At 61.4% G+C, this 12,728-nt stretch carries 11 protein-coding genes; 7 read left to right on the forward strand and 4 right to left on the reverse strand.

Going from position 1 to position 12,728, the window contains the following annotated elements; all coding sequences use genetic code 11:
• Nucleotides 1-234 precede the first annotated feature (234 nt).
• Nucleotides 235-2,247: an ATP-binding protein gene (locus tag NUH86_RS17735; RefSeq protein ID WP_267252646.1), complete on the reverse strand. Its 2,013-nt coding sequence runs from the start codon at nucleotides 2,245-2,247 to the stop codon at nucleotides 235-237.
• Nucleotides 2,244-3,728, reverse strand: coding sequence for an ATPase domain-containing protein (locus tag NUH86_RS17740; RefSeq protein ID WP_267252647.1), 1,485 nt, complete (start codon nucleotides 3,726-3,728; stop codon nucleotides 2,244-2,246). Before NUH86_RS17740 ends, NUH86_RS17735 begins: the two co-directional genes overlap by 4 nt.
• A gap of 214 nt (nucleotides 3,729-3,942) precedes the next feature.
• Here NUH86_RS17740 and gntA point away from each other — a divergent pair, with 214 nt between their 5' ends.
• Both gntA and NUH86_RS17750 read left to right on the forward strand, forming a co-directional pair.
• Nucleotides 3,943-4,629 (forward strand): guanitoxin biosynthesis heme-dependent pre-guanitoxin N-hydroxylase GntA, encoded by a 687-nt coding sequence (gntA, locus tag NUH86_RS17745; RefSeq protein WP_267252648.1) that lies wholly within the window; start codon nucleotides 3,943-3,945, stop codon nucleotides 4,627-4,629.
• Nucleotides 4,626-5,213, forward strand: a complete 588-nt coding sequence (locus NUH86_RS17750; RefSeq protein WP_267252649.1) for an urea carboxylase-associated family protein — start codon at nucleotides 4,626-4,628, stop codon at nucleotides 5,211-5,213. The genes gntA and NUH86_RS17750 overlap by 4 nt, the downstream gene beginning before the upstream one ends.
• Here NUH86_RS17750 and NUH86_RS17755 read toward each other — a convergent pair.
• On the reverse strand, nucleotides 5,192-5,398 hold the full coding sequence (locus NUH86_RS17755) for a hypothetical protein (RefSeq protein ID WP_267252650.1): 207 nt from the start codon (nucleotides 5,396-5,398) through the stop codon (nucleotides 5,192-5,194). The two genes, NUH86_RS17750 and NUH86_RS17755, sit on opposite strands and share 22 nt — an antisense overlap.
• A 431-nt stretch (nucleotides 5,399-5,829) precedes the next feature.
• Here NUH86_RS17755 and NUH86_RS17760 point away from each other — a divergent pair, with 431 nt between their 5' ends.
• Nucleotides 5,830-6,753, forward strand: a complete 924-nt coding sequence (locus NUH86_RS17760) for an NAD(P)/FAD-dependent oxidoreductase (protein ID WP_267252651.1) — start codon at nucleotides 5,830-5,832, stop codon at nucleotides 6,751-6,753.
• Nucleotide 6,754: 1 nt separating this feature from the next.
• Here NUH86_RS17760 and NUH86_RS17765 read toward each other — a convergent pair whose 3' ends face one another.
• Nucleotides 6,755-8,950, reverse strand: a complete 2,196-nt coding sequence (locus NUH86_RS17765) for a catalase (protein WP_416365380.1) — start codon at nucleotides 8,948-8,950, stop codon at nucleotides 6,755-6,757.
• 242 nt (nucleotides 8,951-9,192) lie between these two features.
• Between NUH86_RS17765 and NUH86_RS17770 the strand changes: the two genes are divergently transcribed.
• From NUH86_RS17770 to NUH86_RS17785, 4 genes are all read left to right on the forward strand, one after another.
• Nucleotides 9,193-9,945, forward strand: a complete 753-nt coding sequence (locus NUH86_RS17770; protein ID WP_267252652.1) for a Crp/Fnr family transcriptional regulator — start codon at nucleotides 9,193-9,195, stop codon at nucleotides 9,943-9,945.
• Nucleotides 9,942-10,148, forward strand: coding sequence for a hypothetical protein (locus tag NUH86_RS17775; RefSeq protein ID WP_267252653.1), 207 nt, complete (start codon nucleotides 9,942-9,944; stop codon nucleotides 10,146-10,148). The genes NUH86_RS17770 and NUH86_RS17775 overlap by 4 nt, the downstream gene beginning before the upstream one ends.
• Nucleotides 10,141-10,611 (forward strand): hypothetical protein, encoded by a 471-nt coding sequence (locus NUH86_RS17780; RefSeq protein ID WP_267252654.1) that lies wholly within the window; start codon nucleotides 10,141-10,143, stop codon nucleotides 10,609-10,611. The genes NUH86_RS17775 and NUH86_RS17780 overlap by 8 nt, the downstream gene beginning before the upstream one ends.
• Nucleotides 10,612-10,765: 154 nt before the next feature.
• Nucleotides 10,766-12,022, forward strand: a complete 1,257-nt coding sequence (locus tag NUH86_RS17785) for a cation:proton antiporter (RefSeq protein ID WP_267252655.1) — start codon at nucleotides 10,766-10,768, stop codon at nucleotides 12,020-12,022.
• The last annotated feature ends 706 nt before the right edge of the window (nucleotides 12,023-12,728 follow it).

Raw genomic sequence — 12,728 nt, forward strand, 5'->3', positions numbered from 1 at the left:
CGTTCTCCGGCCGCCGCGCTTTGTACCTCGGGCGCACCGCCGAAACCCACGTTGAGTACTTTCCAAATCAATAGGCGACGAGCCGCCACCTACTCAGATGATGGGGATGTGGCGGTCAGAAACTGGCGGGAGCAATCGAATCGGCTTCATCGAAGGAACTGACCGAACCCAGGCGATTCTGCTGCTCGCGTGCATCGATGACTACATTGCTTCAAATGGACTTGTCCGCGTCGGTCAGATAAAGGCCAGGGATGCGGCAAGGTCATCCTGCTTGAACGGCTTCGTCAGGTGCGGGAAGTCGGTGGAGATGCCCTTGCCTTCCGCATAGCCGGAAATGACCAATATCTGCATATCGGGTTTCATTTTCTTCACCCGTTCCGCCAGATCGGTGCCCGTCAGCCCCGGCATCAGGTGATCCGTCACCAGCACGTCGACATGAACGCCCTCAGCCAGCAGCAGAAGCGCCTTTTCGGCGGAATTGGCCTCCATGACGTCGTAACCCATCTCGCGCAGCATGTCGGCGGTGCTGGCCCGCACCAGTTCCTCATCATCGACGACCAGAACCTGACGATGTTCGGGCTGGGAATGGTGCAGGCGAATATGGGGCGTCGCAACCGTCCGGGGCCGTTCGCTGACGGGCAGCCACAAGCTGACGCGGGTGCCCTTGCCAACCATGCTGTCAATCGACAATGCGCCACCCAGTTGCGCCACCAGACCGTGCACCATGGACAGGCCAAGGCCTGTTCCCCGCCCGATCCCCTTTGTCGTGAAGAAGGGTTCGATGGCCTTTGTTATGGTTTCGTCGTTCATGCCGATACCTGTATCCGACACTCTCAGCCGGATATAATCCGCAGCGGCGAGCCCCAGATCATTGCCCTCCGTCACGGTCCTCCGGTCCAGATCGATCGAAAGCGTGCCCCCGTCGGGCATGGCGTCGCGCGCATTCACCGCCAGGTTGAGCAACGCCATTTCGATCTGGTTGCCGTCCGCTTCGGCCAGGGGCAACCCGTCCTCTATGGTGAGCTGCACCTGGATGCGCGGACCCACCGTACTGCCGATCAGATCCGTCATTTCCCGCACAAGATGGGCCAGATCGACCGCCGCGGCCTTCAGCGGTTGCCGACGCGCAAAGGCGAGCAGCCGTTGCACAAGGGTCTTGGCACGATCCGCCGACTGCAGCGCCCCGTCTATCAACCGGCGTTCGCGTTCGGTTCCGACGCCCCGGCGGCTGAGCAGGTCCAGAGAACCGAGGATCGGCGTCAGCAGATTGTTGAAATCATGGGCCACCCCTCCGGTCAACTGGCCCATGGATTCCAGTTTCTGGGACTGGCGCAACGCCTGCTGCGCATGTTCCAGTTCACGCGATCGTTCGGCGACACGTTCCTCCAGCGTTTCGTTGAGGCGCCGAAGCCGGTCTTCACTGGCGCGCAGGGCGGCTTCCATACGCCTGCGTTCGCTGATGTCGTTGAAGAGAACCGCCACCCGGCGGAATCCGGCATCCCCCACCCTGAAGGCGTGGACATCATACCAATATCCGCCCAGCGCTTCGGCCCCGTTTTCGAACCGAACGCTTTCGCCCGTCTTCGCCACCTTGCCATAGATGGTGAACCAATGTTCTTCATGGCCGGGGACCAGCGACTTCATCGTCCGGCCGACCGCATCGGCCAGACCGGTCTGGCGCACGAAAGCGGGATTGGTTTCCACGAAGCGATAGTCGACCGGCCTATCCTGTTCGTCGAAGATCATTTCGATAACGCAAAAGCCCGCCTCGATGGAATCGAACAGGGATCGATATCTTGCCGCGCCTTCCTGCAATTCTTCCAGGCGCGCCCGCGCCTCATATTGGCGGCGGCGCCCCCGCAGGGCCGACTGCGCCAGGCTGATGAGGGTCGTGGGATGAAATGGCCGCTCCAGGAAGGTGACGTTGCCCAGCATGTCGAGAAAGCGGCTGGCGGCCGGATTGCGTTCAAGACCGCCGCCGCGCTTGGTCAACAGGACAAAGGGAAAATCAGACCATTCCGGCTGATTCCTCAGCCAGGCGGAGAGGGGATTGAGGTTTGCCGTCAACAGGGACTCTTCGGTGACCAGGGCGAACCCCGCGCCTTGCTCCATTCCCTGCACCAGCCTGTCGACCATAGTGCAGATTTCCGTGCGCAAACCCGCTTCCTTCAGGATCGAAGCGGCAATATCCGCGTCCCGGCCAAGTGGGGCCAGGATCAGGGTTCGTTCGGAAAGATGGGGGATCACTTCCGCTCGTCTTCCAGCAGCCGGGGGGCTTCGCCCGTGAAGGTGGGGACGCCGCGTAACACGCCCTGGAAGCCCACGAGCGGTTCGCCCAGCCGGATACCCGAACTGCCGATCCGGAATTCGCGGATCGTGTCTTCATGTTCGCCGGTGCGTTTCTTGATGATGGATATCGCCCGGCGAACGCGGCCCTGCGCTTCGAAATAGCGCAGCAGGACCACTGTGTCGGCGAGATAGGTGACGTCGACGGGCGCCTTCATGTCGCCGACCAGCCCATGCTGGGCGACGGTAAGGAAGGTCGTCACGCCTTGCCGGTTCAGATATTGCAGCAACTCATGCATGTGAAGGATCAACGCATTCTCCTCCTGCATCGCAGTTTGATATCCGTTCAGGCTGTCGACGACGATCGTGCGCACGCCATGGGTTTCGACACAATGCCGCACGCGATGGGAGAACTCCCCAGGGGACAGTTCGGCTGCATCGACCTGTTCGATCAATAAACTGCCCTGATCGATCATCTTCTGCATGTCGATGCCCAGGCCCAGCGCCCGATTGATGAACAGGCTGATTTCTTCGTCGAAGATGAACATCGCCGCCCGTTCGCCGCGAGCGACCGCAGCGGCTATGAAGGTGAGAATCAGCAGCGACTTGCCCATGCCGGCCGGTCCCAGCACCAGGACGCTGGAACCCCGTTCCAGGCCGCCGCCCAGCAGGGCGTCGAGTTCGTCGGAGCCGCTTTTCACGACATCCCGCTCAAAACTGGTCTTGTGTTCGGCGGACACCAGCCGGGGGAAGATGCGCACGCCGCCGGTTTCGATGATGAAATCATGATAGCCGCCCCGGAAACGGCGGCCGCGATATTTGACGATCCGCGCGCGTCGCCGTTCCGGCCCATATTCGGGCGCCAGTTCCTCCAGCTTGATCACGCCATGCGCCACGCTGTGCACGGTCTTGTCGGCCATGTCGGCGGTCAGGTCGTCCAGCATGAGGACGGTGGCGTTCTGCGTCGAAAAGAAATGCTTGAGCGCCAGAATTTGCCGCCGGTAACGAAGGGAACTCTGCGCCAGCAAACGAATTTCGGAAAGGCTGTCCAATACGACGCGGTCCGGCTTCAACTGGTGGAAGGCGTCGAAAATGCGGCGCGTCGTTTCGCCCAGTTCAAGGTCGGACGAGTAAAGCAGGCTCTGCTGCTGCTTTTCGTCCAACAGGCTTTCCGGCGGGACCAGTTCGAACAGATCTATGCCGTTGAGATCCCAGCCGTGCGAATGCGCGCTTTCGCGCAATTCGTCTTCCGTTTCGGACAGGGTGATATAGAGGCACCGTTCCTTCCGCGCGACGCCTTCGATCAGGAACTGCATGGCCACGGTGGTCTTGCCCGTGCCGGGATTTCCTTCCAGCAGGAATACCCTGCCTCTGGTAAGGCCCCCGGACAGAACCTCATCCAGACCGGCGACGCCGGTGCGTGCGGAACTCGATGTTGCCATTGTTGCCATATAATCCTGTCGTTGAATCTTCTGGTCGGTAACAAAGCGTTACAAACCGATCCGGGTTCCATATATTGATGTGGATCAGGGCTGCCTGCTCCATCGCCGGGATGTGGCCCGGAAATGTCATTGATTAAAATCAGCCGCCTGCAACGCGGACCCGTGGCTTGCGTTACCTTCATGCAACCCGGCCCTACCCATAAACAGGATCACCATGTTTCCCTGGCATCACAGGTCTCAAAACCATCTCGAACAGGCGTTGCAGGCCCATATCACGGCGCCTGAATTCCCGTGCGTCGGGGCGAAGGCGGCGGTGGCGCGCGGCAAGCTCTCCGTCCTTGCATGCGACAGCATCGACAGCGCCTGGGACGATCTTCGCATTCACGAGTCTCTCCTGCGCTTCACTGGCGAATATCGGGAAGATCCCGGCCTTTACCGCAGCTTCGCGGCCATATTCGAGGGGCCGACCGACCTGACCGAAAAGGCGTTTGAGAAGGCCCTGTGGGAAAGAGTGCAGTCATTGAGCGACAAGGATGCCTGGCGCGGCCTCGACTATGACGACCGCGTAAGCGCCGATCCCGCCAACCCGCATTTTTCCCTCAGCTTCGGGGGAGAGGCCTATTTCATCGTCGGCCTCCACCCCCATGCAAGCCGTCCCGCCCGCCGCTTTTCGCATCCCACGCTCGTCTTCAATCTTCACGATCAGTTCGAGCAGCTTCGCGCCGGCAGCAAATATGAAGGCATGCGCGAGAAAATCATGATCCGCGACGAGGCGCTGGCGGGATCCCGCAATCCCATGCTGGAACGCTTCGGCGAAAATAGCGAGGCGCGGCAATATTCCGGCAGGGCGGTGGATGACGGGTGGCAGGCGCCCTTCGAATATCATGGCGACAAATCGTGAAGCGCAACGTCATTCCGGAGCGGTGCGGCACGGCATTCCGTCTTCCGCAGAATGCTGTCCTGACGGTGATCGATCCCAGAGGCGGGCAGGTGGCGGACCTGCTGGCCTATAGCGCGGACGACATTTGCGAAGTCCTCTCATCGGGCCGCACGCTGGACTATGCGGAGACGGTCAGCCTTTCCACCGGCCATCGCCTTTATTCCAACCGGTCGCGGGTCATGCTGACCATTGTCGAGGACATGGTCGGAAGGCATGATTTTCTGCTGACGCCCTGCTCCGTCGATACTTTCCGGCACTTTTACCCCGATCTTGAGCCGCATCGCGGCTGCTTCGGGAATTTTGTGGAAGCCCTTGCGCCCTTCGGCATCGAACCGGACGATATTCCGGTGGCGTTCAATTGCTTCATGAATGTCCCGATCGATCCATCCGGGAAGCTCCACGTGCTTCCACCGGTCAGCAAGGCGGGAGATCATATTCGATTCCGCGCCGAGATGGACCTGATCATCGGCCTGACCGCCTGCTCCGCACCGGCATCCAATGGCGGCACTTTCAAGCCGATCCACTATGAGATTTGCGGACCCTGAACCGCTTCGGCCATTGCGCGCCGCCGTTCGCGCCGCGCCTCCCGGCGTTCGGCGGACACCGCCTCCTGTTCCCATGCCTTGGCCGCCTTTCCGGCTACGGTGCGGACATTTTCCAGCGGTGCGTTGGTCGCGCGATGGCGATGATAGGCTGCTTGAACCCGGCATAAGATCGATGAGAGTTCCATGGACATCCTTTCCCAATGGGCGATCGATATTTCATGAATTGCTGTAATAGTCATATAGGATGATGGATAAATATTGCCATGCTATTTCCAGCCTTTATTTTGCCGATGGTGCCTGCTTTATAGCGGATTGTCGAAATCGTTGGCATTTCGACTGCCGAAAATCGTACTGACGCATGTTAAAATTTGGCCACGGTTCGGCTCCGGGTTCATCCTGGCTGGTTAAATCTCCACATTCGTCCAATCCTTGATCGGAGACATATCGTGGCCACAGCGAAGAATATTTCGAAAACCGCAACCAAGCCCGTGAAATCGTCCGATGCCGTCAGGCTGCTTGCGGCCTGCAAGGAAGAACTCATGGCGCAGGCCGTTCAGTAAAGGGGCTTGCCGGGGGCTGCGCCAGCTCCGGCATCCCATAACAGGTCTGGATATCGATGTCCGGTCATCATGATGATGTCGATTGCTTGATCGTCGGCGGCGGGCCAGCAGGCCTGACCGCCGCCATCTATATCGCGCGCTTCCATCTGTCGGCGGTCGTCGCCGATGCTGGCGACAGCCGCGCCGCCCTTATCCCATTGACCCGCAATCATGCCGGCTTTCCCGAAGGCATCAGCGGACCCGACCTGCTCGCCCGCATGCGGGTGCAGGCCGAACGCTATGGCGCGGCCGTGCGAGAGGGGCTGGTGACGGCGCTGGCGCGCCATGATGACGGCTTTCGCGCCGACACGACATTCGGACCAATCCGTGCGAAGACCGTCCTGCTGGCGACAGGGGTGGCCAATCGACGGCCCGGCGGGATGAACGGGGAAACGCATGATCGCGCCCTGGCCGCAGGGCTGCTGCGCTATTGCCCGATCTGCGACGGTTATGAGATGACCGACCGGCGCATCGCGGTGATCGGCACGGGCGAGCGCGGCTATGCCGAAGCACTGTTCCTGCGAAGCTATACGGCCGATGTGAGGCTCGTGGCTCCGGCGGGCGGCCATATATTGAGCGCGGCGCATCGGGCAGGTTTGAACGATGCCGGTATCGCGCTTTTGGGGCCGTGCGGCACCATCGCCATCGCCGGTCCGTCGATCGTCCTCACGATCGGCAGCGGGACGGCGGCGTTCGATACCCTCTATCCCGCGCTGGGTTCCGATGTCCGCTCGGAACTTGCCGGGCAAATCGGCGCGCATCGGTCGGAAGAGGGTTGCCTGACCGTCGACGCCCATCAGCGCACCGACATCCCTGGCCTCTATGCGGCGGGCGATGTCGTGCTGGGTCTGGACCAGATCAGCCATGCCATGGGCGAAGGCGGCGTCGCCGCGACCACGATCCGCAACGATCTGGCCCGGCGAACACCCCTTCGACGTTAGGTCACGCTTCGGGCTGTGCGTCCAGATCGACGGCCAGTTCGCGCGGCCAGTAGCGCAGGGAACGGCAGGCTGCGATGAACGGCTCCGCATCCGTCGCCGCGCCCAGCGGGAGGCAGGCTTCGTCCAGATCGTCGGCAATCCCCGCCTTGACGAAGATCGCCTCCGCCTCGGCGCTGATGCCGATATATTTGCAATGGGCGAAGGCGTCGGTCGCGAAATCCCTGGCCGCCGCATCCAGCGACAGCAGGGCCGCTCCTTCGTCCGAAACCAGGATCGCGACCGCATCGAACAATATGGACGGTCCCCCGTCGATCTTGTGTCTGGCGGCGACCGTCGTCCCGTCCGAAAGCGTGACGCCGCCGATCTTCGGCGCAATCACCTCATAGACGGCGCCCTCGGCATCGACGGCTTTCAACAGCGCCTGGAAGATATCCGCGTCCGCGCCGTCGCTCAGCAATATGCCCAGCTTGCGCCCCTTGAAGCTGTTCGGGCCATTTTTGACGATGCTCAGCTTGTCGGAAGCCGGCAGGTCGGTGATCGGTTCCCGCGCCGCCACGGCGGGATCGGGAAGCGCGAGGCCCAGGCCATCGGCCACTGTGGCGGCCAGCGTCCCGTCGATGTTGATCAGGTGCGATACGACGCGGGAACGGATGTCGGGCCGTTCCACCTTGGACAGTTCGAATACCAGCGCATCGCCGATATGCTTTTGTTCGATGGCCGTCTGGCTGACCAGGAATTGCCGCGCCTGACTGTAATGATCCGCGAAGCTTTCCGAACGCAAGCGCTGCTTGGGTCCGTCGGCATTTTCCGCGAAGCTGGTGAAGCCGCGCACCGGGTCTTCGCGCGGGCCGCCCTGCGCCGCGCCCCAGCTATTGGGTTCATAATTCACGCGGCCCACGGGATTGCGCATCGCCATATGCCCGTCCTGCTGGAAATGGGCCATGGGACATTTGGGCGCATTGATCGGAATATGGGTGAAATTGGGACCGCCCAGCCGCTTGATCTGCGTGTCGAGATAGGAGAAATTGCGGCCTTGCAGCAGCGGATCGTTCGAAAAGTCGATGCCCGGCGGCACATTCTGGGTGCAGAAAGCCACCTGCTCCGTCTCCGCGAAGAAATTGTCCACCACGCGGTCGAGCACCAGGCGCCCGACGATGCGGATCGGCACCAGTTCCTCCGGGATGATCTTCGTCGCGTCGAGCACATCGAAGTCGAAGCTGTCGGCGAATGCGTCGTCGAACAACTGGACGCCCAGTTCCCATTCGGGAAGATCGCCACCGTTGATCGCGTCCCACAGGTCGCGGCGGTGGAAGTCGGGGTCCGCGCCGTTGATCTTCACCGCCTCGTTCCACATCACCGACTGGAGGCCCTGCTTGGGTTTCCAGTGGAACTTGACGAAGGTCGACTGACCCTCCGCATCGACAAGGCGGAAGGTGTGGACGCCAAAGCCCTCCATCGTCCGGAAGGATCGCGGGATCGCCCGGTCGGACATGGTCCACATGACCATATGGAAGCTTTCCGGCGTCAGGCTGATGAAATCCCAGAAATTGTCGTGCGCGGTCTGCGCCTGCGGAAAGTTGCGATCCGGTTCCGGCTTAGCGGAGTGGATGAGGTCGGGGAATTTGATGGCATCCTGGATGAAGAAGACCGGGATATTGTTGCCCACCAGATCCCAGTTGCCCTCCTGCGTATAAAGCTTGACCGCGAAGCCGCGCACGTCGCGGGCAAGGTCGAACGAGCCCTTGGAACCCGCGACGGTCGAGAAGCGGACGAAGGCGGGCGTGCGTTCGCCGACGCGCTGGAAGATGTCGGCGCGGCTGACGTCGGCCAGACTGTCGGTCAGCTCGAAGAAACCATGCGCGCCATAGCCGCGCGCATGCACGACGCGCTCCGGGATGCGCTCATGATCGAAATGGAAGATCTTCTCGCGGAAATGGCTGTCCTCCAGCAAGGTGGGGCCGCGTGCGCCCTGCTTCAGGCTGTTCTGGTCGTCGGCGACCGGAATGCCCTGCTGGGTGGTCAGGGCCGCGACATCGCCGCCGGCGACCTGATGAGTCTCGCCGCCCGGCATTTGCGGTTCGTCGAAAGCGAAGGAAATGGCGGCGTCGGCGGGAAGGGGGGATGCCTTTCCGGGCGTCTCACCGGCAATATCGGCCAGGGCAGGGGGTGGGGGCGTTCTGGGGGGCTTTGCGGTCATATTGATCCTCCTCCGATGGGTTGGATGATGTTGCGGCTGGGCATGCGCCAGCGCGGAAATCCGTTTGCGGATAGTTGCTCGTAGAACCGGGGGGAGGGGTTCGCGGTTTCCCGTGCGTGAGGGAAATTAACCTGCGTCATCACGATTGCGCGTGAAAAGTGGGCAACGCCCAACCGGCTGGATCGTTACAGGCGTGCACAGAGTTGTTGCTGATGCATCTGTACCCAGGGAGATGGTCAGCGATGTTCACCGAACGTTTCCTGAGAGACAAGCGTGGCGCGGTGCTGGAGCCGGCGGAGCGTGAGCGGCTCGAACGAGCGGTCCGCCAGGTCCGGACGCTGTCGCCCAGAACGACCATATGTCGGGCGGGCGAGCCGCTGCATCAAAGCACGCTGCTGCTGGAAGGCATCATGTCGCGCTACATCGACGATCGCAACGGCCTGCGGCAACTGGTGGCGGTGCATGTGCCGGGGGATTTCATCGATCTGCATGCCTTTCCGTTGAAGCTTCTCGATCATGATGTCGCCACGATGACGGCCGCAACGGTGGCGATCGTCCCGCATGCGGAACTGGACGATATTGTGCGCACCATGCCGGAACTGACGCGCAAGCTGTGGTTTTCGACGCTGATCGACGCGGCGATCCATCGCGCCTGGCTGTTCCGGCTAGGACGTCTCGATGCTGTCGGGCGGATCGCGCATTTTCTGTGCGAAACCAATGCGCGGCTGGTTTCCGCCGGGCTGAGCGATGGACGCCGGTTCGCTCTGGGCCTTACCCAGACAGATTTGTCTGAAATCTGTGGTTTGACCAATGTTCATGTGAACAGGGTGTTGCGGCAATTGCGGGAAGAAAGGCTCTGCGTGTTTCGATCCTCGCTCGTCGAAATTCTCGATCCGTACAGGCTGGCGGCGCGCGGTCAGTTCCAGGGCGATTATCTCTATCTCCAATCTCAAGAGGATGTTTTTTCATCCTCCCATTCAGGGCATATTTCATGACAGAGCCTTTCCCCATTTTTCAGCCGCATGCCGAACCCGGCGTCGCCACCGCCGAAGACGGCGTCGTCCTTCTGGACGGACCCAATGGCATGGCCCTGACATTGACCCCTTATGCCGCGGCGCAGACCGGCCGAAACCTGATCGCCGCCGCGGAAATTGCCCAACGGCAAAATGGGTCGTCCGGGTCACGCGACGATGTTTGATGTCATCGACCGCTGGGTCCGCCTGATGGAGAGCGGCTTTTCCATGGCGCAGACCGGCATGCGCGCCATGGAAACACTGGGGTCCGGCAATGAGGTCATCGCCGCCCGCATGACGATCATCGGTGCTGCCATGCAATCGCCGCACAGGGCCGACTATGCGGAACTTGCGCGCATGATGCCGGAAAAGGTCGATGCCGTCTCCCGCGCGGGAGCCGCGACCGTCGCGGCCTGGTGGGCGGCGCAGGCCGCATGGGCGGGGCAGATGCAGCATCTGGGCATGATGGCGATGCGCGGAAGGCCGCCGACCAGGGAAGAGTTCGCCCATCTGGGCAACCGCGTGGCGACCGCCACGGTGGAGGCGATCGAGGCGCAGGCCAGGCTGGGCGCCAGGGCCTTGGCGCCGGTACATCGCAGGGCCACGTCCAATGCGCGAAGGCTCCGGCGCAGGACGAAGAAAAGCTGACCCCGGCAGGCTGAAGGAAGGCCGCCGATCCCGGCTATTGTCCTCAGGCGGTGACCGGCACATATTGGCCCTGCGATAAGTCCGGGGGCCGATGGATCACGCCGCATTGGTCCGGACTCCCAGATATTCGGTGCAAGGGCGGGAGAGATGATCGATGCCTGACTCCGCTCTCTACGAGCAGGTTCTGACCGGTCTCGGCGCGATCATTCTGATGACGGCGTGGGTTCCGATGGTCATGCGGAGGATGCCGCTATCCTTGCCGATCTTCTGTGTCGCGGCTGGCGCAGCCTTGTTCGCGCTGCCGGCCTTGCGGCCCTTTGCCGTTCATCCGCTGCAACATCCGATAGCCGTCGAACGGCTGAGCGAACTGGTCGTGGTGGTTTCGCTCATGGGCGCGGGACTGAAGATCGACAGGCGCGCCGGGTTTCGGCGTTGGGCCATCACATGGCGTCTCCTGGGCGTCGCGATGCCCATCACGATCCTGCTGGTTACTATCCTTGCCTCTTCCCTTCTTGGCCTGGGGATCGCGACCGCGCTGTTGATCGGATCCAGCCTGGCCCCAACCGACCCGGTGCTCGCCAGCGACGTTCAGGTCGGCGCGCCGGGGGAGGGCAAGGAAGACGAAGTCCGGTTCGCGCTCACCTCCGAAGCGGGGTTGAATGACGGGGCGGCCTTTCCCTTCGTCAATCTGGCGATTGCCCTGGCGGGGCTGTCCTTCGGAACCCGTGCGTTCGAACATTGGCTGTTGGTCGACGCGATCTGGAAACTGCTGGTCGGAATCGGCATGGGCTATGCCATAGGACGTGCGCTCGGCTATCTGACCTTCCACCTGCCCAACATAGCCAAGCTTTCCAGGACGGGCGATGGCTTTGTCGCCCTGGGTGCGGCGCTGCTGGCCTATGGACTGACGCAACTGGTCGGTGGATACGGCTTTCTTGCCGTCTTTGTCGCGGCGCTCGGCCTTCGCCACGCCAGCCGCGATCACCGATACCACCATCGGCTCCACGAATTTGCGGAGGAAGCCGAGCGCCTGCTGATGATGCTGCTCCTCGTGCTGTTCGGCGGCATGGTCCTGAATAGCGGCCTGCTGGCCTATTGGGATGGAAGGACCCTTCTATTCACGTTTCTCGTCATTCTGATCGTCCGTCCGTTCGCCGGTCTTGTCAGCCTTGGCGGATCGCGGACGCCGTGGCGGGAAAGGCTCGTCATCTCCTTCTTCGGCATCAGGGGGATGGGCACGATCTACTATCTGGCCTACGCCCTTAATCAAGCCGATTTCCCCGAACCGGAAAGGCTGTGGAGCATCGCGTCGCTGGTGGTTCTCATCTCGATCATGCTGCATGGCATTACCGCGACACCCTCTCTCCAACTTCTCGATCGGTGGGCAGCGCGTCATCGGTCAGCGCCATAGAAGAGCCGGGTCTGGAAAGTCGGCTACGCCGCGTCGCCGTCATGTGGTATCATGGCGCATCCCGGCTCGACTCATCCAGACATGCCGCGACTGAGAGACAATCGCGCTCCCGTTTGGCGAGGAGCATGACATGGCATATCCTGAACAGCCCCACGCATCTCTGTCCCTGCGACAGAAGGAGAGGCGCATCGGCGTGGAACGACAAGGGCTTGCCCTGGGCGCCGCACGGGAACGATCCCGTCTTGCGGTTCGCGCGCTGTATGATCGCGAGCAGCAGTCGGATCTCGCATTGGAGGATTGGGAAAATGAAGGAGGCCCAGTCGCTGGCTAAAAAAGGCGGCCCCTGGCCGCCTTTTCTTGGGATTTGAGAGCTATTTCTGCTGGTCGGGCTTCTTTGCCTGCTCGCCACCCTGCTGCTTCTTGCCGGCATCATCCTGTTGATGCTGTTGCTTTTCAGGCTGTTTGCCAGAACCTTCTTTCTTGTCGGGCATTTTTCATATCCTTTTCACACGCACCTTTGAGGTGCAATGAACGGAACCGACAGTTGTGGAACAAGTTTCCTAGACAAACCAAATCGAATTGATAGGATGATGTAAAGAGTGGCTTATTTGTTTTAAATGCCGAAAATGTAAATCGGACAGTGATGAAAATCGCCTGTTGAGTTGTCCGGATCAATTTGCGGTATCATCATGCATGGGAAGAACGG

Origin of the sequence: Sphingobium sp. JS3065 (assembly GCF_026427355.1) — a bacterium.
Classification (GTDB): Bacteria; Pseudomonadota; Alphaproteobacteria; order Sphingomonadales; family Sphingomonadaceae; genus Sphingobium.